A 24,454-nucleotide genomic window follows, 5' to 3' on the forward strand; every position below is an offset into this window, starting at 1 on the left:
TTCTATAATTTTATGTTTTGTATTTTTTCGTTTTTTTTTGGCAGATAATCTTCTTTTATCTCACCATTTACTAATATCTTATCAAAATATAATTTTGCGCCAGTAGCAATTTCTAAATCTAAAACATTTTGAAGACTTAAGTGTAAATGCGGTTCGGTTGAATTTCCAGAATTCCCACATTGCCCTAAGACATCTCCTTGTTTTACGATTTGCCCTTCTTGAACGATTATTGATTTTGCTTTAAAATGCGCTAAAACTATAAACTCTTTATTTTTAGTTTCTAAAATGACAGTGTTTCCAGTAACTTGTACAGGATTTTTTCTTCCTGGAAAATTATCGTCAACGCCAGTAATAACCTTGACTACTTTTGCATCACATGGAGCTGTAATTTCCTTTCCAAATGCATAATAGTTTTCGTTTTTATCTCGACTCCCTTCAAAAGTTTTTCCATCTTTAACAATTACAAAATCATAAGCACCACTCTGGTTTTCATAAGCCACGTGATAATTATCTTCTTGTGTTAGTCCTCCCCAAAAAACAAACCATTCCTCGTTAAAAGGCAAACTCATTTTAGTGATATTACGCTCTATTTTCTTTAAATTCTCTGGTTTATGAGGAGAAATAAACAAGCCTCCTATTTCATTCTCTGCATTTAAATATATAAGAATGTCTCTTAGGCCTTTGTCAAATGTAGTTTTATAAATATGAGCAGTTTGTTTAGTTTTAGTAAAAGTCATAGCCTTCATTTCACCTAAGTTTCTATGGATGTCTTCAAAAAACACAACCGTTTTTTCTTGAGGCAAAGCCGCTTTCATATTGGTATCAAACATACTGAAAATAGAATCATATTTCGCAGCATTAAAATACTTCATAAATTTATTTGAAGCTTCTTTATAGACTTCTTCTTCTTGTGAAAAAGATAGTACAGAAAACATCATGATAATTATAAGGAGTATTTTTTTCATTTAGCGCTGATTATTTTTTGTTATATCAAACACGAAATCTATAACTTCTTGATGACGTTTTTTAGATCGCACAGAACTTCCTGCAGCAGGAGCACCATAAGGTCTTCTTGTTGCAGCTCTAAAAGTTTTTGCTTCATCTAAATTCATGAGCATATGACTATAAGCACCCATATTTCTAGGTTCTTCTTGTGCCCAAACAATATCATCTGCGTTTTTATATTTACTTAATATGTTTCTAATATCTTCTATTGGCAATGGAAACAACTGCTCTATTCTTACCAAAGCAATATCGTGTCTTTCGAGTCTTTCTTGCTCTTCTAATAAATCATAATAGAATTTACCTGTAACAAACACTAATGTTTTAACCTTACTAGCATCTGCCTTTTCATCATCTATTAACATTTGAAAGCTTCCATTTGCAAATTCATCGACCGAGGACACAACGCGTGGATGACGTAATAAACTTTTAGGTGTAAAAACAATTAATGGTTTTCTAAAATTAGCCTTCATTTGTTTACGCAACAAATGATACATATTAGCAGGTGTAGAACAATCTGCGACAAACATATTGTCTTTAGCGCATAATTGCAAGTATCTTTCCATTCTAGCAGAAGAGTGTTCTGCGCCTTGTCCTTCATAACCATGCGGCAAAAGCATTACTAAACCATTTTGCAGTTTCCATTTATCTTCTGCTGCAGAAATGTATTGGTCTAACATAATTTGCGCACCATTACTAAAATCGCCAAATTGTGCTTCCCAAATGGTTAATGTTTTAGGACTAGCCATAGCATAACCATAATCAAAACCTACAACACCATATTCAGATAACAAAGAATTATAAATAAAGAATCTACCTTGTGTATCACTTATGTTATTATGCAAAATGATTTCCTCTTCGCTATCTTCTACTTTTACTACAGCGTGACGATGTGAAAACGTACCACGTTCAACATCTTGTCCAGAGATTCTAACGTCATATCCTTCTTCTAATAAGGTTCCATAAGCTAAATGTTCTGCCATTGCCCAATCTAACTTATCGTCATCAAACATAGTTTGTCTAGACTCTATTAGTCGAGATATTTTACGAATGAATTTTTTATCTGCTGGAAGATTAGACAGTACTTTTGTTATTTTTTCGAGTCCTTTTCTTGTATAAGTTGTATCTACAACTTGCATCATTTTATCTTCTTCGGCAGTAGTATAATCTACCCATTCATTACTCATAAATGGAGTGATTTCGGTCTTCTTTATTTTTCTGGAATCTTCTAATTTTTCTTCTAAAGCGTTTTTATAATCCTCTTCTAGTTTTGAAACATAATTTGCATCAATAACACCTTCAGAAATTAATTTTTCAGCATAAATATCTCTTGGATTTCTATGCTTAGCAATAGCTTTATACAATAAAGGCTGAGTAAATTTTGGTTCGTCACCTTCATTATGTCCATATTTTCTATAACCCAACAAGTCAATAAACACATCACGCTTAAACTTCATTCTAAAATGTAATGCAAATAAAACGGCATGTACAACAGCTTCAGCATCATCGGCATTAACATGAAGCACAGGAGATAAAGTGACTTTACCAACATCTGTACAATAGGTACTAGATCGAGCGTCTAAATAATTCGTTGTAAAACCTATTTGATTATTGACTACAATATGAATAGTTCCATTCGTTTTGTATCCATCTAATTGAGCCATTTGCACGACTTCATAAACCAAGCCTTGGCCTGCGATAGCTGCATCTCCATGTACTATAATGGGAAGTACTTGTGATGGATTGTCTGGGTATTTATCATCTTGCTTTGCTCTAGTAATCCCTTCAACCACTGCACCAACAGTTTCTAAATGAGAAGGGTTTGGCGCAATATTTAAGTTTATCTTTTTACCAGCATCTGTCACGCGATCACTTGTCCAACCTAAATGATATTTAACATCACCATCAAAAACTTCTTGCTCATAATCTTTTCCATCAAACTCACTAAATATATCTTTTGCAGATTTCCCAAAAATGTTAGTCAATGTACTTAAACGACCACGATGTGCCATTCCCATAACAAACTCTTTTACATCATACTCAGATGCTTTTTCAATTAGAGCGTCTAAAGCAGGAATTAAAGATTCTCCTCCTTCTAATGAAAAACGTTTTTGTCCAACATATTTTGTATGTAAGAAGCTTTCAAAAGAAACAGCTTCATTTAATTTTTTAAGAATATGTTTTCTCTCGTCTGGAGAAAATTTTGGTTGATTATCGTTTACATTTAGTTTATTTTGAATCCACGCTATTTCTTCTGGCTGACGAATATACATATACTCAACACCAATAGAGTTACAGTAAATCGCTTCTAAATGATTACGAATTTCACGTAGTGTTTGTGCACCTATGCTTAAAATTTCTCCTGCATTAAAAACAGTATCTAAATCACTCTCTGAAAGACCAAAGTTTTCAATTTCTAAAGTTGGCGCATACTTTCGTCTTGCACGAACAGGATTTGTTTGAGTAAACAAATGCCCTCTTGTTCTATAACCATCAATAAGTTTCACCACTTGAAACTCTTTTTGAACCTGTTCTGGAATTTGAGTAGAAACGCCTTCAACAATTTCGCCATTCATTCCATAGTTTTCACTACCAAAATCATAGCCTTGAAAAAAGGCCCTCCAACTTGGCTCAATAGTGTCTGGGTTTTCTAAATATTGTTCGTATAAATCAGCAAAGTATGCTGTATGTGCTGCGTTTAAAAAGGAATATTTATCCATTATTTTTTTTGAAAGAATCTAGCGTCAACAAAATTTCTTCAAAAATACAACTTTTAGTAAAATTAGAAGCGGTTTTATTATATTTATCATACTCAAGTCTAACAATTTATATTATTATGAATTTATCTGGTTTTTTCTTCAAAAGAATTATTGTTTTTTTAATCTTTTCATGTTTTATTATAACTTCTGCAATAGCTCAAGAAAAGAATGAAAAAGTTAAAAGTGAATTCTGGAAACATGTCCGTTTTGGAGGTGGACTAGGTTTAAGTTTTGGAGACGGCTTTTTTAGTGGAAGCATTGCGCCTAGTGGCATATATGAATTCGACAAACAATTTGCTTTAGGCTTAGGACTTAACGCTACTTTTAATAAGCAAAAAAACATCTACAAATCTACGATCTTAGGAGGTAGTATTATTGGTTTATACAATCCTATTCAAGAGATACAATTATCTGGAGAGTTTGAACAACTACATGTCAATAGAAATTTTGATGAAAACTATGTAAGTAATCTTGATTCTAATTATTGGTCTCCTGCACTATTTGTTGGCGCTGGTTATCGAGCTCAAAACATTACTATTGGGATTCGCTATGACTTATTATACAAGAGCAATAAAAGTGTCTATGCCCAAGCATGGATTCCTTTTATTAGGGTTTACTTTTGATTGTGAAAACTACAACTATATATATTTATTTTTAAACCATACTTTTTGCCATTCCCGTTTTAAGATTAAAAACGAAACGTCTTCAGCAAGTTGCTCAATGTCATTTCCATTAAGCTGTTTGACTTGTTGTTCTGGCACATCAATAATGTAAAGGACATTTAAATAGTCGGCAAATTTTTCTTGAATGAGTCTATATATCGTTTGGTGAAGACTATTTTTTAAATGAACTGGCAAGATATCTTCATTAATATCTAAATCAATATTAGCCAATAAGAAATCTTTATTTAATTGATTAATAAGCTTTTTATAGAGTTCTAATCTATTCGCTTCTTGAATTAAATCATTAAATGTGTTAGGCAAATGCATTACACCTTTCTATTCATAAGTTGCTCCCCAAATTGTTTCAAAAGTTGTTGATTGTCTTTTGAAATATTTAAGGTTTCTAAAACTGAAAACGCTTTAGTAGTATAACGTAATATTTCTTGTTTAGTCGCTTCAGCAGATCCGCTAGATAAAAACACGTCTTTTACCGCTTCAATCTTTTCTGTTTGGTCGCTAGGTTGTAAACTAAACAAGTGTTTTAATTGCTGTTGCTCATCTTCAGAAGTCAACATTAAGGCTTTCAAATACAAGAAGGTTTTTTTATTTTCAATAATATCGCCTCCAACTTGTTTTCCAAAACTTTTAGGATCTCCAAAGGCGTCTAAATAATCATCTTGTAGCTGAAAAGCTAAGCCTAAATTTTTACCAAACTCATAAATTCCATTTTGGTCTTCCTCAGAAGCTTTTGCTACAATTGCTCCCATTTTCATGGCTGCACCAACTAAAACCGCAGTTTTATACTCAATCATTTTTAAGTACTCAGGAATGGTGACATCCTCTCGTGTTTCAAAATCGATATCATATTGCTGACCTTCACAAACTTCTAAAGCTGTTTTGCTAAATAACTTAGCAAGAGCTTGAAATGTGTTTGGCTCATAATTTTCGAAAAGCTGATAAGCTAAAATTAGCATGGCATCGCCAGAGAGAATGCCTGTGTTTATATTCCACTTTTCATGAACCGTTTTTTGCCCTCTACGCAATGGCGCATCGTCCATAATATCGTCATGTACTAAAGAAAAATTATGAAACACCTCAATACTTAAAGCAGCATCTAAAGCCTTTTTATAATCACAATTAAATATCTCTGAAGTCATTAAAGTTAATACAGGTCGTAATCTTTTCCCTCCTAATTTTAAAATATAATGAATCGGATTATATAATGTTTCAGGATTTTTATCTGAAATCATTGCATCTAAATGCGCCCTAAATGCGTCTTGATAGAAAAGTATGTTTTGCATGTGACAAAAATAATGTAAATGATAAAACAAAAGCATACTCTTTTCACAAATGTTAAGAAATTATTAAAACTATGGAAACTTTTTAGGTTTTTAAAGTTTCCTGTTGTAGTTTTGCCATCAATTATGAGAGAAAAAATTATACATGTCGCGAGTGACCTATTTATTACTTATGGTTTTAAGAGTGTTACTATGGATGATATTGCTAATAAGATTGGCATATCTAAAAAAACAATTTATCAACATTTTGACAATAAGACCATGTTGGTTGAAGCTGTAACGGTTTCCCTTTTTGAATTCATTTCTGAAGGTATAAATGAAATAGTTAAGCAAGAAAAAAACCCTATTGAAGAAACCTTTGACATCAAACGCTTTATTATGGAGCATTTAAAAGACGAGAAATCTTCGCCACAATATCAGCTTCAAAAATATTACCCTAAAATTTATGAGTCTATTAAAGAAAAACAGTCTTGTGTTATGGAAGAATGTGTTACAGAAAATCTTAATAGAGGCATAAAACTAGGATTATATAGAGACACAATAGATGTAGATTTTACGTCAAGAATTTACTTTAATTCTATGATTGCAATTAAAGACAAGAATCTATTTCCCTTAAAAAAATTCTCTATGAATATGTTAATGGAACACTTTTTAGAATACCATTTACGTGGGATTTGCACAGAAAAAGGGTTTAAAACATTGAATCAATTTATAAATACGACGTCTTAACAGATATTACAAAATGAAAAAACAATTCATCCTTATATTAAGCATCTTTTATACTTTAGTTTCTTTTTCACAAGAAAACAATCAAAGTTTCACTTTACAAGAAGCTATCGATTATGCTTTAGAAAATAATAGAACGGCAAAAAACGCTAATCGAGATATTGATGCCGCAAAACAACAAAAATGGGAAACTACAGCTTCTGGATTGCCTCAAATAAATGCGGCAGTTGATTATCAAAACTGGCTAAAACAGCAAGTATCGTTACTTCCTGGCGAATTAGCTGGTGAAGCTCCAGGTACTTTTGTCGCTATTCCTTTTGGCACCAAACAAAGCATGAGTGCTACTGCTACATTAACTCAAAAATTATTCGACGGTTCTTATTTGGTTGGCTTACAATCTGCTAAAGTGTACTTAGAGATTTCCAAAAACGCGAAAATAAAAACTGACTTAGAGGTTCGTAAAGCAGTTATTAATGCTTACGGAAATGTGTTATTAGCTGAAGAAAGCATCGCTATATTAAACAGAAATATTGCTGTATTAGAAAAAAACCTTGAAGAAATTACTAAGATTTATGAAAATGGCTTGGAAGAGGAAGAAAGTGTAGAGCAATTAAAAATTACACTTTCTGGTGTTAAAAGCCAATTAAACAACACTGAAAGGTTACAAAAATTAGCATACCAAATGTTTAATCTCACTATAGGTTTAGACGTAGAAGCTTCAACCACTCTTAGTGATAATTTAGAAGTTTTAACCATAAAAAATGTATCCTTAGAATTATTAAGTGCAGAAGAAAATGTTGAAAACACTATTGATTATAAAATTGCTGAAAATGATAAAGTGTCTAAAGAACTACTCTTAAAACTCGAAAAGAGTAAATCTTTACCAACTTTAAACACCTTTATTAATGGAGGTTATACTGCAAACAGTGATAAATTCACATTTACTAATAGTGACCAAAAATGGTTTGGTTCTTCCCTATTTGGAGTTAGTCTTAATATTCCCATTTTTAGTTCTGGTATGCGAAGTGCATCTACTCAACGCGCAAGAATTAATTTAGAAAAATCTCTAGATGATTTAACCGAGACTCAACAAAAAATCAAACTTCAAATAGCTTCAGTAAAAAGTGATTATCAATTCGCCATTGAAGATTATGAAAACAAAAAAGAAAATTTAAACCTCGCAGAGCGTATAGAAAAAAAGAATCAAACTAAATTTTTTGAAGGTATTGCTTCAAGTTTCGATTTACGTCAAGCACAAACTCAATTATATTCTGCACAACAAGAATTACTTCAAACGATGTTAGATGTCATTAATACAAAAGCAGAATTAGAGACTGTTTTAAACGAAATATCAAAAAACTAATCAACGAAAAAACACTAAAACAATGAAACATATATATTCACTAGTAATTATTACCCTTCTTCTAACCTCTTGTGGAGGCGAAAAGAAAAAAAACTCTGTAGAAAACGTCCTTGAAAGTAATGATCTTACAACCATAAGAACAAAACGTGCAGAATTAGTTAACGAACAACAAGCATTACAAGACCAAATTAAACTTTTAGATCAAAAGATTTCAGAAGTCGATACTGTTAAGCATATTCCACTAATTACAACGTTAATTGCTAAACATGAAGTTTTTAATCACGTTTTAGAAATACAAGGAAACGTGACTACTAAAAATCTCATCGTTATAACTCCAGAATATAATGGAATTCTCACGCATGTTTACGTTAAAGAAGGACAAAAAGTAAATAAAGGACAAGTTTTAGCGAAAATTGACGATGGTGGTTTAAGTCAACAATTAGCACAATTACAAATACAAGCAGATTTAGCGAAAACCACTTTTGAGCGTCAACAACGTCTTTGGAACCAAAACATAGGTAGTGAAATTCAATATCTACAAGCAAAATCTACTTATGAAGCACAAAACAAAGCGGTAAGTCAGCTACAACAGCAAATTGCTAAAACGACAGTAAGAGCTCCTTTTTCTGGCACTATAGATGATGTTATAACAGAACAAGGAAGTGTTGTTGCAGCAGGTCAATCGCAACTTATGCGTATCATTAATCTAGACAACATGTATATAGAAACAGATGTTCCTGAAAGCTATATAACTGATGTTACCAAGGGTAAAAGTGTACAAGTAGATTTTCCTGTGTTAGGAAAAACCATTGAAACACAAATTAGACAAGCTGGAGACTTTATCAATCCTGCAAACCGAACCTTTAAAGTTGAGGTTACTGTGCCTAATAAAGACAAAACAATCAAGCCTAACCTAACTGCTAGACTAAAAATTAACGATTACACAAATGAAGAAGCTTTATTAATCCCTCAAAGTATTATTTCTGAAAATGCTGAAGGAGAACAATACATTTATGTGGTGAACGATAAGAACACCAATGACGAAGGTGTTGCTACTAAAGTTATTATTAAAACTGGTAAAACTCAAGGTGATGTTATTGAAGTTTTAGAAGGAATTAAAGATGGTGCCGAAATTGTAAAAGAAGGAGCACGAAGCATAAAAGATAAACAAACCGTAAAAGTCATTAACTACTAAGCAAAAACACATGGCTAAAAATAAAAAACAAACCGAAAAGGAATTTGGTTTATCCTCTTGGGCAATTAACAATAAGACCACAATGTATGTGCTTATTCTAGTGATTTTTTATCTAGGTATTTCTGCATTTTTTAGTATGCCAAGAGAAAATTTTCCGGAGGTAAACGAAACCAAGATATATGTAAGCTCTATTTTTCCTGGGAATACAGCTGAAGACATAGAAAAACTAGTAACAGATCCTCTTGAAGACAAATTAAAAACCGTAAGTAATGTGGTTGAAATTACTTCAACATCGCAAGAAGATTACTCTATGCTTGTGGTTGAATTTGATGAAAACATTACAGTAGATCAAGCCAAACAAAAAGTAAAAGACGAGATCGATACTGAAACATCTGGCGAAGATTGGCCAACCTTTAATGGCGCTAAAGTAGAACCAGATGTATTTGCATTAAGTATGTCTGAAGAAATGCCTATTCTTAACATTAATATATCAGGTGATTATCCTGTTGAAAAGTTAAAAGAATATGCCGAAGACCTTCAAGATGAAATTGAAGACCTTCAAGAAATTAAAAAAGCTGACATTCGTGGTGCTCAAGAAAAAGAAGTTGAAGTTGCTGTAGACATATATAAAATGATGGCTGCCGATGTCACCTTTAATGATATTATTGGCGCTATAAATAACGGTAATGCAACCATGTCTGCAGGAAACTTAATTGTAAGCGGACAACGACGTACCATTCGTATTCTAGGTGAAATTGAAAAACCTTCAGAACTCAATAATTTTGTTGTAAAATCTGAAAAAGGACATTCTATTTACTTAAAAGATGTTGCAACCGTTTCATTTAAAGAAGAGGATAAAACAACTTTTGCTCGTGAGTATGGCGAGCCTGTGGTAATGCTTGATGTTAAAAAACGTGCAGGAAAAAACATGGTTGCTGCAGCTGAACAAATTCAAGTGATTGTTAAAAATGCTGTTGAAAATGTTTTTCCACAGGACTTAAAAGTCACTATTGCAAACGACCAATCTTCAGTCACTATTGGACAAGTCGATGATTTGGTAAACAACATCATTTTTGGAGTCATCCTTGTAGTCACAGTATTAATGTTCTTTTTAGGCTTTAAAAATGCCATATTTGTTGGTTTTGCCATTCCTATGTCTATGTTTATGTCTCTTATGATTTTAGAGTTATTAGGACAAAGCTTAAATACCATGGTGCTTTTCGGATTAATTATGGGTCTTGGTATGCTTGTAGATAATGGTATTGTTGTGGTAGAAAATGTCTATCGATTAATGGACGAAGAAGGCATGAGCCGAATTGAAGCCGCTAAAAAAGGTATTGGAGAAATTGCATTTCCAATTATTATTTCTACTGCAACAACGGTTGCTGCTTTTATTCCTTTAGGATTATGGCCAGGTATTATGGGTGAATTTATGATGATTTTACCTATAACCCTTTCTGTAGTATTAGGCTCCTCTTTATTTGTTGCTATCTTTTTCAACTCTGTATTAGTCTCTCAATTCATGAATATTGAAGATAAAAATATGCCACTAAACAAAATCATAAGAACCACAATTATCATGGCTGTTTTAGGCGTTATTGTTCTTATAACTGGTGGAGAATATAGAGCTTTAGGGACATTAATGTTATTTACAGCAATCATGCTTTGGGTGTATCGCTTGTTTTTACGTAAATGGGCAAATAACTTTCAAACCAAAACATTAGTAAAGCTAGAACGTTGGTACGAACGCCAATTACGTTGGGCTTTATCAGGCAAAAAACCTTATTTGATTAGTATTTCTACATTTTTTCTATTAATACTTTCATTTATTGCTTTTGGAATTTCGTTAAGTACACAACGTACAAAAGTTGAATTTTTTCCAGACAACAAACCCAATCAAATTATAGTTTATATAGAGTATCCTGAAGGAACTGCTATTGAAAAAACTAACGCTATTACCAAAGAAATTGAAAAGCGTGTATATAAGGTTATTAATCAAGATCAATATACAGATAATGGCTATAATTTTCTTGTAGAAAGTGCTGTATCACAAGTCGGAGAAGGTGCAGGAAACCCACAAACTGATGGTGGTTCTGCTGCTGAAATGCCTCATAAAGCTAAAATTACTGCTTCAATGCGTGAATACAAATATAGACGAGGCGAAGATAGTGAGTTGTTACGTCAAAAAGTACAAGAAGATTTAACTGGTATTTATCCTGGTGTATTAATTTCTGTTGAGAAAAATGCCGATGGCCCGCCTGCAGGAGCGCCAATTAATATTGAGATTGAAGGCGATGATTATAATGAATTAATTGTTACTGCAGAAAACATGCGTGAATTCATTAATTCCAAAAACATTCCTGGTATTGATGAACTTAAAATTGATGTCAATAAAGACAAGCCTACAATGCGCGTTATTATTGACAGAGAAAAAGCTGGAGAATTAGGTGTTAGTGCTTCACAAGTTGGGCAGCAATTACGTAGCTCTATATTTGGTTCAAAAGCTGGCATATATAAAGAAGATGGCGATGATTATGATATTTATGTCCGCTTTAATGAAGAAAACAGGTATAATACCAGTGCTTTATTTAACCAAAACATCACGTTTAGAGACAATACAGGTCAATTAAAAAGTGTTCCTGTTTCTGCTGTTGCTAAGCATGAAAACAACTCTGGTTTTAGTGCTATTAAACATAAAGACACAAGACGTGTGGTTACTGTTTATTCTGCTTTAGCACCTGGCTATACAGATGCTGGAGCTATTGTAGCTCAAGTTCAAAATGAAATGAAAAGTTACGATAATCTACCAGAAAACATAAAAATAGATTATACAGGACAAATTGAAGAGCAAAATAAACAAATGGCTTTTTTAATGGGCGCTTTTTTCACAGGTCTTGGTTTAATCTTTTTTATCTTAATCTTCCAATTTAATTCTGTCTCTAAACCAACCATTATTATGTTGGCAATTTTCTTAAGCTTTATTGGTGTATTTGGCGGTATTGTAATAACAGGAAGTGCTTTTGTAATTATGATGACAATGGTTGGAATTATCTCTCTCGCAGGAATTGTTGTGAATAATGGTGTGGTACTCTTAGATTATGCACAGCTATTAATAGATAGAAAGAAAAATGACTTAGACTTAGATGACGGCGATTATTTAGAAACCGAAGATTTATTTGAAAGTATTGTCACTGCTGGTAAGGCACGTTTACGACCAGTATTACTTACTGCTATAACAACGATTTTAGGGTTAATTCCTTTAGCTATTGGGTTAAACATCAACTTCTTTACTTTATTTAGTGAATTTAATCCTCATGTTTATATGGGTGGAGACAACGTTGTGTTTTGGGGACCATTAGCTTGGACAGTAATCTACGGATTAATAATAGCTACATTTTTAACATTAATCATTGTACCTATCTTATTTTTCTTATCTATGAAAATAAAAATGTGGTATAGAAATAGAACTACTTCTAATGAAGTTAGTTCGCAAGAAGATTTAAACTTAGAGATAAACAACTAGATTAATAGCAATAAAAAAGCCTCAACATTTTTTAAGTTGGGGCTTTTTTTATTAACGTTTAATAAATTTCTTTATACTCTTTTTTTCATTATCAACCTCTACTTGAATAATCAAGATTGTGCCTTGTTTAAATCGTGTACCATTCAATTCAACAAGAGATAAATTAGGTCTATAATCTATTAATAATCGTCCTAAAATATCATGAACAACTACTGAAGTAATTGGTGAGTTGTTTGATGTTTTTATATAGACAGTGTTATTAGACTCATAAACGATTAAATCATTAATCACTTCTTCTTCATCAATAGTTGATAAACTTTCATCATTAAAAATTAACTCAAATCGATTATTATAAATTCCAGCTTCATTAATATTAAAGCTATAATCAGAAGCTTTTAAATCATGAATACTATTTAATAAATTATCTTTAAGATACACTGAAGTTTCACTATCATTAAAAATCCCTTCCATTTGCGAAATACTAATAGTCATAACAGTTGGTTGGGTGGCTTCTATTCCTAAACGAACAACTTGGTTCACATCAAAAGCTTCACGTGCTTGTATAGAATAAGCCTCATTATCTATTAAAGAATAAAAACTATAATTATTCCCATTTTCTAATAGTTTACCATCATAGAGTTTGTCGTAACCAGCTGTGGTGTGATCAAAAAAGGCTAATAACATTTGTCTAAAAACTTGACCTTCTGTTTCTAAATTAAGCCAAATTCGATTTTTTTCTGAAGACTCTTCAGTTCTATAAAAGTTATCGTTTTCAGAATTAACTCGCATCGAATTGTTAAATACTACATCTATACTTGGATCTGAAACATTAGCAAAAAACCCTTGTCCTGAAGCTATTTTAAAATTTGAAGGTGTTGCTTGACCAGCACCTGAAGCAACCATTCCTGATAAATTATAACTATTATAGTCATCATTTGTAAAATTATATCCATCAACTCCTGGCAGACCATCAACAATAGCAGTTCTATGTGTCCAGAAATATAGTGTCCCTTCTAAAGCAGTTGAATTAGCTTGAATAAATAACTCAGGGTCAATTGCTGAAGGATAAGGATTGCCAAGTAAATTTTGATTTTCAAATGCATCTGTTAAGCTATTATCCTGATCAACATCAACAGTTATAACGCCTGTATTTACAGTTCCCGAAAACACTACTGATTGAGAATAGGTTGGATAAGGAGTGTTTCCTAAAGGTGTGGTAAAAGCGCCTTGTCCCATTGCAATAACACCTTCACCAGGAATTAAATTTCCAGTAGCTTGATACCAATCATCAGCTTCATCGTCATACGAATCTCCATTACCATCGTTAAAATTAGTGGTGTCAAAATAATATATACGACTACTTGGATTGGCTGCAAAAACAGTAGTTATTGCTTGGTTTTGAACAGGAGAAGACCAGTAAGTATAATCATATTCCACATAAACTGGAGTAGATTTTCTAACATTCATTGTCCCAGCGTTTGAGACAGTTCCAGCATCATCTACCATAACTAATGATCCTTCATGAGCTATATCAACAATGGCGTTATTTCCAACAGACAAATCATTTTGAACTCTAACATAATCTCCAGAGCTAATAATTAAATTTCTATTAGGATTAATTGTTAAAGTGCAAGCTTCAAAACTTGGCGAACCAGGTGATGTCGTATAATCTCCATTTAAAATAACATTTCTGTTTATAGCTGGAAGCCCATTACTCCAAGCAGTACCATTCCATGTTGTTGTTGACAAGCAATTATCAACACCACATATTTCCAAAGTCCAATCGACAAGGGTTCCAGTATCTTGAGTTGCTAAATCGAAAACAGCTAATTCCCATACACCAGTTGATATTTCGGTATTAAATGCAGATAAGGCTTCTTCAGGTTGGAACGAACCAGTAAAGGGAGCCGTTCCAGCTATAATATTAGTAGCTGCATCATCATCAAAATACGTGTTGGTATAATTATCGCCATCAGCACCATTTCTCCAAGAAAGATATATAAAAGTTCCTAGCGGACTTGTTAATCGAATAACAAGATCACTATCCCAGGTATGTGTAATGTTTACAGTAACATTTACATCAGTAATTTCAACTGGAGTTGTTACATTTAAATAAGAGCCAACTCCAGAAGATCCATCTGGAATGTTAGCAGGCGCGTGAGTTGACATATAAGATGTACACGCTGTACTTGAGGTTGTGAAATTAAATGCGCTAGACCAACTCCCTATTCCGCAGCTATTGGTTGGTCTTACACGCCAATAATATTGAGTATTAGCAATTGGATTCGTTGCGGTATATGTATTAGCTGCTACAGATTGTGTTTCAATAATATTAGTAAAAGCAGCGTCAGTTGCAATTTCCACATCATATGCTGAAGCATTAGCTTCAACATTCCATTGCAAAACATAAGGAGCTGTAACTCCTATTGCTCCGTTAATTGGACTAGTTAATGTAATAGTATTAAATGTGGAGCTGAAAATATTGGTCGTAATATCTGCATTTCTTACAATGGGTCCAGATGTTCCAGTAATAGTAGTCACATTTGTACCAACCATGGCTGGTGTAATACTATTTATTGTTACCGTAACAATGGTGCCGTTTGTAGTCGCAGAAGTTGGACTAAAACTTACCGTTGTACCTGCTGGGTTTCCAGAAGCTGTAAAATTTGTTGTTCCAGAAAAACCTAGGTATGTATTATAAGTAAACGTATATACTGCATTATTTGGTGCACAAACATCTTGTGTAGTCGCGCCAAAATTCATTGTAAAACTTGATGTTTGAATAGTAATATCTGCAGCATTTACATTATAAAAAATATTTCCAGCGCCTTCAACTATAATTCTTGCTGTTGAAGTCACAACATTAGGAACCGTAATTGTTTGGGAACCATCATTTGGTGTGTTTGCGAGAAGTGTTGTAAATGTAGCCCCAGCATCTGTAGTCATTAAAATATTTACATTTGCTGTATTTACACCATTCGCTGTAGTACCAGCAACATTCCAAGTAATAAGTTCTGACCCTCCAGCATTCCAAGTTACAGGAGTACCTTGTGATGTTACAATAAATGGTCCCGCAGCAGCTGTTGTTGTTGCACGCATACTATCAGAATCTGAACTTGCTCCACCACTAACATTATCTCTAACCGTTAATGAAAAATCCATGGTTCTACTTACCGAAGGAACAACCTCCCAAGTAGAAGCTGTTGAACCTGCTAATACCGTTGCAAAATCTGGCATATATCTATTAGGTGATACTTTCGGCAAGAGTGATCTAAATGCTGGACCACCTGTAGATGTTGAAACTGGTGGCATAGTTGCAGGTGCTGTATCTACTTGCTCCCAACAATAAGTTAAACTTCCTGTACCATTAACATCTGTGGCTGAACCACGAAGTACAAACGGTGTTGAAATAGGGATTATATGATTACTCCCTGCCGTAGCTATAGGAGCTGTGTTTCCTGTTCCAGATTGAGCACCACAAGTACTATTGCCTGCAGAAATATTAGCCCACATTTCTTTAATATTTTCCCCGTGAAAATAATCATCACTATTCCCTTGAACATTTGGTGCACAAATACCTGCATAACCCATAATGGTTGATGCACTTCCAGGTTCTACTGAAACGGCACTTCTATTACACGCATTATTTTGTGTATGATTTCCTCCATATTGGTGTCCCATTTCATGCGCTACATAATCAATATCAAACGTGTCTCCTACAGGAGCGGCTTGCCCTGTAACTCCTCCAGCTTTAATTCCAGTACAAGGTGAGTTTAAGTAAGCAACTCCTCCTCCTCCAGTGCTAAAAACATGGCCAATATCATAATTACCAGTTCCAATATTAGCATCACATGCTGTTTGATTTTCACCTAACATTGCCCCTCCATTATTATTGGTATAAGGATCTGTTCCTGCATTTAAATATATAACATTTGTATTATTTGCTACTATTTCCATAGTAATAGCCACATCACGTTCAAAAACACCATTAACACGAGTCATTGTTGTATTCATAGCTGCTACAACATTAGGAACTGTTCCTCCATGAAATTGTGCATACTCTCCTGTACATGCTAGGGCTAACCTAAAAGTTCTTAAAGTTCCATCGTTGGCATTTCTATACAATTCTAAATCAAAATTGGAAAAATCGGCTGGAATATATTCTGTTTCACAAACAAAGTCTGATCTCGCTTCATCTGAAGATCTAGTGTATAAAATATATGTTGATAAATCTTCAGAATAAGGTTCTATAAAAACTGTTTTCTTAGTAGAGAGAACCATACTACTCAACCCTTTTTCATCAGATATACTAAAACGAATTAAAGCCGTTGGGTCATCAATCCCTTTTCCAGAATATGATCTTGTATTTGGGAATTGGGCCTGTAACTCAGGTGCCATTGTAGAGGCTTCTTCAATTCTATAGGACTCCAATACACCATCTATATTTGGAAATTTAATAACAACATTAGAGTGTCTGGCAGCAAGAGTCCCACGTTTAGGTGATTCTTCTAGCTTTGTTTTTAAACTATTTATATCAACTTGGTAAAAAGCAGCCTGACTTGGATAAGAGTTTTGTAGTGAAGTTCTGTTTAAACTCGAACTCGGTTTTGACACTTTATCCCATAGAGATGTAGTCTTATCCTGAGAAAAAGCAGAATTTTTTATACTAAAAAAAGTAAGCACAAAACAAAGTGCGAGATATTTAAATTTCATAACTAGTTAAAAAAGGGAGTTTCTTACTAACACTAATATGCTAACTTACAACATAATATAAAAAAATATGACTTTTAATCGATGTAGGAGCAATAGATTAGTTAAGCTGCTATTTTGAACTCTTTTTTTGTAAAATAAATGCTAGAATAAAGCAGTTCAAGATTTTAGTTGAAGTTTTTTTATGTTAAATTTGCAGCTTAATTTTCAATAGTATATGTACAGAAGTCATAATTGTGGCGAGTTAAATTCGTCATTCATAAATACAGAAGTTACTCTAGCTGGTTGGGTTCAAAAAACTCGAGATAAAGGATTTATAATTTGGGTAGATTTACGTGATCGCTATGGTATCACACAGTTGGTTTTTGATGAAGAAAGAACATCAAAAACAATGATGGAACAAGCACAAAATTTAGGGCGTGAGTTTGTAATTCAAGTTAAAGGGACTGTTATTGAACGTGCATCCAAAAACCCTAATATCCCAACTGGTGATATTGAAGTTTTAGTCTCTGAATTGACTATTTTAAATGAAGCCATTGTTCCTCCTTTTACTATTGAAGACGAAACAGATGGAGGTGAAGAATTGCGTATGAAATATCGCTACTTAGATATTAGACGTAATCCAGTGAAAAACAGTTTAATTTTTAGACATAAAGTAACTCAAGAGGTTAGAAATTACCTTTCTAATGAGGGCTTTATTGAAGTTGAAACACCTTATTTAATTAAATCAACTCCTGAAGGTGCTCGCGATTTTGTTGTCCCTTCTAGAATGAACGAAGGACAATTTTATGCCTTACCTCAATCACCTCAAACTTTTAAGCAACTGCTTATGGTTGGTGGTATGGATAAATATTTTCAAATTGTAAAATGCTTTAGAGACGAAGATTTACGAGCCGACAGACAACCAGAATTTACACAAATAGATTGTGAAATGGCATTTATTGAGCAAGAAGATATTTTAAATGCTTTTGAAGGTTTAACGCGCCATCTATTGAAAGAGGTGAATGGTATTGAAGTTGATAAATTTCCTAGAATACTTTATGATGATGCTATGCGATTGTACGGAAATGACAAACCAGACATTAGATTTGGAATGCAGTTTGGCGAATTAAACACTGTTGCACAACATAAAGATTTTGGTGTTTTTAATAATGCAGAACTTGTTTTAGGTATTGCTGTTCCAGGGGCAAATTCCTATACAAGAAAAGATATTGACAAATTAATAGATTGGGTTAAGCGTCCACAGATTGGTGCTTTAGGTATGGTATATTGTAGATGCAATGATGATGGCACTTTTAAATCATCTGTAGATAAGTTTTACAATCAAGAGGATCTAGCTAAATGGGCTGAAGTCACAGGAGCAAAAGTTGGAGACTTAATCTGCGTGCTTTCTGGTGATACAAATAAAGTTAGAGCACAATTAAGTGCTTTACGTATGGAATTTGCTGAACGCTTAAACTTACGTAAGCCTAATGAGTTCGCTCCTCTTTGGGTAATGGACTTCCCTCTTTTAGAATGGGACGAAGATACTAAACGCTACCACGCTATGCATCATCCATTCACATCTCCTAAACCTGGACAATTAGAATTACTAAAAACCAATCCAGGAGATGTAAAAGCTAACGCTTACGATTTAGTACTAAACGGAAACGAAATTGGAGGTGGCTCTATAAGAATTCATGATAAAGAAACCCAATCGCTAATGTTTGATTATTTAGGGTTTACACCTGATGAAGCTAGAGCTCAATTTGGATTTCTTATGGACGCCTTTCAATATGGCGCTCCTCCTCATGGTGGATTAGCTTTTGGACTAGATCGATTGGTAGCCATTTTAGGTGGACAAGAAACTATTAGAGATTTTATAGCATTCCCGAAAAATAATTCAGGTAGAGATGTCATGATAGACGCACCTGCTCCAATTGACGATGAACAACTTGCAGAATTGAGTTTAAAACTAAACTTAAAATCTTAAAAATTAAATCCTGCTTCATGCAGGATTTTTTATTAGCTTTAACTTATGCCAAAGCAACCTTTCATTAAACGATTACTTATTATGAGATATAAATATATTTCTCAGAAGAACTTCGTGTTTTTATTAAGTATTCTTATTGGGTTGTTAGCTGGTTTAGTTTCTGTAACCATTAAAAACATTACCTTTTTTATTGAATGGCTTCTCGAAAGAACGGTTGTTTTTTCTGAGAATAGTATTTATTTTATTCTTCCAACTTTAGGTTTATGGCTCGTTTATTTATTTGTGAAACGTGTTTCAAAAAAACCTATTGAACATGCTATACCATCGATTTTATTTTCACTATCTAAAAAAAACGGATTAATTAATAGTAGTAAAATTTACCTGCCTTTAATAACAGCACCTTTAACAGTTGGTTTTGGTGGTTCTGTTGGTTTGTTAGGTCCAGCAATTGCTTCAGCATCTGCTATAAGTTCAAATCTTGGACAATTCTTTCATATTGATAGAAAAACACGAAGTTTATTAATTGGGTGTGCCGCTGCTGGTGCTATAGCTTCAATATTTAAATCACCAATTGCCGCTATCATTTTTGCCATTGAGGTGTTTAGCCTCGATCTCACATTTGCGTCTTTATTGCCATTACTTATTGCTTCTGTGTCTTCAGTACTGACATCATATTTCTTTTTAGGAGACGAAGTCCTTTTCAGTTTTACGATTTCAGATAAATTTACTATCAACGATACATTGTTTTATATTGTTTTGGGCATTGGTACTGGAATAGCATCGATATACTTTTCAAAAATATACTTTGCTATTTATGGGTTTTTTAATCGATTTAAGACTAATGGTCAAAGATTAATTGTAGGAGGATTAGCCATCGGAATTATGTTATATTTTATTCCTCCTTTATATGGTGAAGGCTTTGGATTTATAAATGATTTGTTAAGCGGCAACCATTTACATGCTTTAGGAGACACTCCTTTTGACAACCACCTTGATAATATTTGGGTTGTTATTGCTTTACTTATAGGAATTACCATTTTTAAAGCCGTTGCCATGACCACAACTTTAGCTGCTGGAGGCGCTGGAGGTATTATAATTCCAACTATGGTTATGGGAAGCACTCTTGGAAATGTAGTCGCTAAAATTATTAATAACATTGGATTCAATGTCTCTGAGGCAAATTTTACACTTATTGGAATGGCTGGACTTATTGCAGGTGTATTACACGCACCTTTAACTGCAATTTTTTTAATTGCCGAAATTACTGGTGGTTATGAATTGTTTGTTCCTTTAATGATTACTGTTTCCATGTCATTCATTATCACAAAAAATGCGATAGAACATACCATATATACTAAAGAACTTGCCGAAAAAGGCGCATTATTAACTCATGACAAGGATAAAAGTGTCCTAACCCTTATGAGGTTAGATAGTGTTATTGAAAAAAACTTTGCCACTCTTAAACCTGAAATGACTCTAGGCGACATGCTGCATCATGGCGTTTCTAAATCCAGCAGGAATTTATTCCCTGTAGTTGATGATAATGATCGATTAGTGGGAATCATTTTATTAGACGATATACGTACTGTAATGTTTGACCAGTCTCTTTATGCTTCTACTTCGGTTGAAACATTTATGACCAAACCTCCAGATTATATTCATTTTGAAAATGATTCTATGCAACAAGTAATGAATAAATTTCAAAATTCTGGAGCTTGGAATCTTCCCGTCATAAAAAATGGCAAATATTATGGATTTGTTTCTAAATCAAAATTATTAACTGCTTACAGAAGAGAATTAATTAACTTTACTCCATAATTTAAAACAAAATGAAATACGTTATTTGGATTGTATTTATTGCATCAATAAGTAGTGTCTTAGTAGGTTATTTTCTTGATATAAAATATTCTGAACAATTTATTGGTTCAGGGGTTGTTGGCCTTTTTATTATTGTTTTTCCTTTGTTTATTTATTACAGATGGAAAGACAGAAACTTAAAAGATTACATGCTAACTCAAGAGAATTTAGATAAAATGCGAGACTTTAAAAAGAATGAGAAGTAATTAATTTAAGTTTCGTTTTTCAATAAAAAACCGTTTTAATAATGCTGAAGCTTCTTCTGATAAAACGCCTTCAATAACTTCAGTTTTAGGGTGTAATTTAGTCCCCAAAGCACCACAGCCTCTATGCTCGTCTTTTGCACCATAAACTAATTTAGAAATTTGACTCCAATATAATGCTCCTGCGCACATTTGACATGGTTCTAAGGTAACATAAATGGTACAATCTTGAAGATATTTACCTCCCAAAAAGTTAGCTGCAGCAGTAATAGCTTGCATTTCAGCATGTGCAGTAACATCATTTAAAGTCTCTGTTAAATTATGTGCTCTTGCAATAATTCTATTATCAACAACAATGACTGCACCAACAGGCACTTCTCCTTTGTTAAAAGCTTCTTCAGCCTCCTGAAGCGCTTTTTTCATAAAATAAGTATCGTCAAACATATTAATCATAAGTACAAAAATAAAAAAGGCAACTACATTAATAGTTGCCTTTAATAAAATTTATTGATTGCTATTAATTCTTGATTATTTTATCATTAGTATTTATGCCTTCACCTTTAATATTTAAAATATAAAGTCCTGATTGCAATTGACTAATGTTTAATTGTACCTCATCAACTAAGTTAGCTTTTTGAGAATATACCTTTCTACCATTAATATCTACTAATGTCATAATAACCTCACCAAAATTTCTATTTGTTTTAATGAAAATATTACTATTTGTAGGATTAGGATAAATTGTATAATCATTTTGACTAAACTCATCTACACTTAAGCTAGTACAGTTAGCGAGAGAAGGATCTGTATCTGGAGGAGTTGTAAAATCTTCAACCTGATCAGAGTCTACAAAAAGACCACCTTCAGAAGCTCCTAAACCAAGTCCTCTATTCGCAAAAACTTCCCAAATCATACATTGGTCTTCACCTCCTGTTAATGCATTATCTGCTGCTAAAATGGCATCTCGACCAGTTACAAAACCTGGGTTACAAGGTTGTAATTTTAACCCATCCATAACAACTTGCATTACTTTATTATTTCCACCAGTTCCATAAAAAACATCTTCATCAAAACCGTATTTTTCTATATAAGCCCAAGTTAAATCCCATAACATTGTACTCCAAACGAAACCATTACTATGTTGTTGTCCACCAGTTGTATTGGTATAACTAAACGTATAATTATTAACAGCAAAATCTGTAGTATAAGCTGCTTCTCTAATACCATTACCATTAGTAGGTTGACCAACTGCATAAGTTGCCATACCTCTAGGGTCTTCTGGTAAATCACCCGTTTTCATAGTTATCATTAACGAAAACCAATCAGACCAGCCTTCACCCATTTGTGTTGCAGTGCCTAAACAACTTGTATTTGCAGCACCTCCTGTTAATCTATTAGAAATTCCGTGTGTATATTCATGTGCAACAATTAAATTGTCTAAATCTCCGTCTCTCTGGTAAGGTCCAGCTGAAATTAAAGTCGCACTAATGGTTTCTCCTGCATTAAGTCTGTTAATGATACCTGCTCCATCAAAAGAATTAATCATTATTGATGGAATTGTTACACTTCCACCTACAGCTCCAGGAGCCATAATAATAGGATCACCTCCAACATTATTGACCATAATAACTGCAACAGCACCTGCATTTTCAGCTGCAAGTATTTTAAATCCGAACTCACAATCGCCTCTTCTTATTACTGCTATTTTACCATTTATTTCAGAAGCATTAGTAATTGGGTCACATGCATCATGAATATCTGGAGTTGCATTACTATCATCAACTAAGGCTAAATTAGTTGTTATTGGTGTCGTAGGTAATGGCGTTCCAAAAGAAGCTTCAAAACCTGGATAATCTCCAGCTAAAATACCAGTATTTATTGTTAACGGGTTTCCTGGAGGTCCTACTGGACTCCATAAAAACATGGTCATCCCAGGATTATTCCCATCAGGTGGTGTTCCAAAAAGCGCATTATTTAAACCACTACCATCTTGTCCGTCTGCAAAGACAAAATCACTGCCTGCTCCACCCATACCATAGTTATTTTCTTGAAAATTACCACTAGCTTCATCAAAACCATATTGGTACCATATATCATGCATCATGTTATTGATGTAAAATAAATTTGTTAAAGACGCATCTTGATAACCTATAGGTGGTTGATTTTCATTTAAAGGAAAATCAAAATTTAAGGACGCTCCTCCACTTACAGAATACCCAATATCATCATTACCGTCTATATCTTCCATCACCCAAACATTATTCCCTCTAGTGATATTAAACTCTGCTCCATCAACACCATTGGTATCATGCCAACCAAAAGGAGATGCATTACTATCAGCAGGTTCAGAAACCAAGCTTCTGCCTCCATCGTTTGGCGCACCAACTGGAAGAGCATAAACATTATACTGTGAACCATCGTTAAACATATAAGAATTCGATTTAAATAGGTTTAAGCGCGTGTTTTCTTCCTTATGAGACGAATGATTTGCATGATTACGATCGCCAAAATTACAAGTCAAAATCCAATTTGATTGGTCTATAACTTCTCCTGTTAAAGCATCAACTCTAGCGCTCCACCAATCTTTACCATTAAGGGTATGTATGTTTAAATCCCAAGACAATAAAATATCCCCTTCTCTTGTTTGAGTAAAAACTAAACTTACTGGTATATTGTTTTTAGAAACACCTCCATTGCTAAAGACAAAATCTTTACCATTAGAGCTTAAAAGCTCTAAACCTTCAAGACCACCAAGTTCAAAATGAGATACTGCTCTTGCAATTGCTGTTTCTGGGTTAATACTAGGAGTGGTGGTATTCACTTTATTTTGAATATCACCAATAAAGTTATTTGCATAATAGAAAACGCCTCCACCTTTAATTGCTACACTAGAAATTGCATTGTGAATTTTTATGCCTTGAAATCTCTGGTTAACATAAACATGTGTGATTTCTGTACTTTTAGAAAAGAATTCATTAGTAACATATAAATCTTGAATATCATTATCTAATAAATTATAGTCACTTTTCTTTTGATTTAAATAAGACTGAATCTTTGCTCCATTAGGAGATTCACTTAAAACATTTTGTGCATATCCAATTTGCATTACAAATAGTAATATCATAATTAAATAAGACTTAAGGTAGGGATTCTTCATAGTTACTGTGTTTTTTTTATAAAGTGT

General features: G+C 33.4%; 15 protein-coding genes. 8 read left to right on the forward strand and 7 right to left on the reverse strand.

The window, feature by feature from the left end:
- Nucleotides 1–2: 2 nt before the first annotated feature.
- Together ACFS5M_RS01310 and ACFS5M_RS01315 are read right to left on the reverse strand one after the other, a co-directional pair.
- Nucleotides 3–965, reverse strand: coding sequence for a DUF3887 domain-containing protein (locus tag ACFS5M_RS01310; RefSeq protein WP_183484695.1), 963 nt, complete (start codon nt 963–965; stop codon nt 3–5).
- A complete protein-coding gene (locus tag ACFS5M_RS01315) occupies nt 966–3,722 on the reverse strand; it encodes a 2-oxoglutarate dehydrogenase E1 component (RefSeq protein WP_183484697.1) in 2,757 nt (918 codons plus the stop codon).
- 116 nt (nt 3,723–3,838) lie between these two features.
- Here ACFS5M_RS01315 and ACFS5M_RS01320 point away from each other — a divergent pair, with 116 nt between their 5' ends.
- On the forward strand, nt 3,839–4,384 hold the full coding sequence (locus ACFS5M_RS01320) for an alpha-ketoglutarate decarboxylase (RefSeq protein WP_183484699.1): 546 nt from the start codon (nt 3,839–3,841) through the stop codon (nt 4,382–4,384).
- A 15-nt stretch (nt 4,385–4,399) separates the two neighbouring features.
- On the opposite strand, the gene ACFS5M_RS01325 is transcribed toward ACFS5M_RS01320, so the two are convergent.
- Both ACFS5M_RS01325 and ACFS5M_RS01330 read right to left on the reverse strand, forming a co-directional pair.
- Complete coding sequence (locus ACFS5M_RS01325; protein ID WP_183484701.1) at nt 4,400–4,750, reverse strand: hypothetical protein; 351 nt, start codon at nt 4,748–4,750, stop codon at nt 4,400–4,402.
- Nucleotides 4,750–5,724, reverse strand: coding sequence for a polyprenyl synthetase family protein (locus ACFS5M_RS01330; protein WP_183484703.1), 975 nt, complete (start codon nt 5,722–5,724; stop codon nt 4,750–4,752). Before ACFS5M_RS01330 ends, ACFS5M_RS01325 begins: the two co-directional genes overlap by 1 nt.
- Nucleotides 5,725–5,847: 123 nt before the next feature.
- Here ACFS5M_RS01330 and ACFS5M_RS01335 point away from each other — a divergent pair, with 123 nt between their 5' ends.
- The 4 genes from ACFS5M_RS01335 to ACFS5M_RS01350 are packed head-to-tail and all read left to right on the forward strand — an operon-like array spanning nt 5,848 to nt 12,528.
- Entirely contained in the window at nt 5,848–6,450 is a 603-nt protein-coding gene (locus ACFS5M_RS01335) for a TetR/AcrR family transcriptional regulator (protein WP_183487187.1), read from the forward strand.
- Between the two features lie 13 nt (nt 6,451–6,463).
- Nucleotides 6,464–7,810 (forward strand): TolC family protein, encoded by a 1,347-nt coding sequence (locus ACFS5M_RS01340; protein WP_183484705.1) that lies wholly within the window; start codon nt 6,464–6,466, stop codon nt 7,808–7,810.
- A 22-nt stretch (nt 7,811–7,832) separates the two neighbouring features.
- The gene (locus tag ACFS5M_RS01345) at nt 7,833–9,005 is read left to right on the forward strand and encodes an efflux RND transporter periplasmic adaptor subunit (protein ID WP_183484708.1); all 1,173 of its coding nucleotides are present in this window, start codon (nt 7,833–7,835) and stop codon (nt 9,003–9,005) included.
- A gap of 10 nt (nt 9,006–9,015) precedes the next feature.
- Nucleotides 9,016–12,528, forward strand: coding sequence for an efflux RND transporter permease subunit (locus ACFS5M_RS01350; RefSeq protein ID WP_183484711.1), 3,513 nt, complete (start codon nt 9,016–9,018; stop codon nt 12,526–12,528).
- 51 nt (nt 12,529–12,579) lie between these two features.
- Here the strand turns inward: ACFS5M_RS01350 and ACFS5M_RS01355 are convergent, their stop codons facing one another.
- Nucleotides 12,580–17,241 carry a reprolysin-like metallopeptidase gene (locus ACFS5M_RS01355; protein WP_183484714.1) on the reverse strand — a complete coding sequence of 1,554 codons (4,662 nt, stop codon included), beginning with the start codon at nt 17,239–17,241 and terminating at the stop codon, nt 12,580–12,582.
- A gap of 214 nt (nt 17,242–17,455) precedes the next feature.
- On the opposite strand from ACFS5M_RS01355, the gene aspS reads away from it, so the two are divergent.
- From aspS to ACFS5M_RS01370, 3 genes are all read left to right on the forward strand, one after another.
- Entirely contained in the window at nt 17,456–19,210 is a 1,755-nt protein-coding gene (gene aspS / locus ACFS5M_RS01360) for an aspartate--tRNA ligase (protein ID WP_183484717.1), read from the forward strand.
- An 81-nt stretch (nt 19,211–19,291) separates the two neighbouring features.
- Nucleotides 19,292–21,028: a chloride channel protein gene (locus ACFS5M_RS01365; RefSeq protein ID WP_379897662.1), complete on the forward strand. Its 1,737-nt coding sequence runs from the start codon at nt 19,292–19,294 to the stop codon at nt 21,026–21,028.
- A gap of 11 nt (nt 21,029–21,039) precedes the next feature.
- A complete protein-coding gene (locus ACFS5M_RS01370; protein WP_183484723.1) occupies nt 21,040–21,273 on the forward strand; it encodes a hypothetical protein in 234 nt (77 codons plus the stop codon).
- On the opposite strand, the gene ACFS5M_RS01375 is transcribed toward ACFS5M_RS01370, so the two are convergent.
- Both ACFS5M_RS01375 and ACFS5M_RS01380 read right to left on the reverse strand, forming a co-directional pair.
- Nucleotides 21,274–21,723: a nucleoside deaminase gene (locus tag ACFS5M_RS01375; RefSeq protein WP_183484725.1), complete on the reverse strand. Its 450-nt coding sequence runs from the start codon at nt 21,721–21,723 to the stop codon at nt 21,274–21,276.
- A 64-nt stretch (nt 21,724–21,787) separates the two neighbouring features.
- Complete coding sequence (locus ACFS5M_RS01380) at nt 21,788–24,427, reverse strand: T9SS-dependent M36 family metallopeptidase (RefSeq protein WP_183484729.1); 2,640 nt, start codon at nt 24,425–24,427, stop codon at nt 21,788–21,790.
- Between the last annotated feature and the right edge of the window lie 27 nt (nt 24,428–24,454).

Source organism: Lacinutrix iliipiscaria (genome assembly GCF_042686125.1).
GTDB lineage: Bacteria > Bacteroidota > Bacteroidia > Flavobacteriales > Flavobacteriaceae > Oceanihabitans > Oceanihabitans iliipiscarium.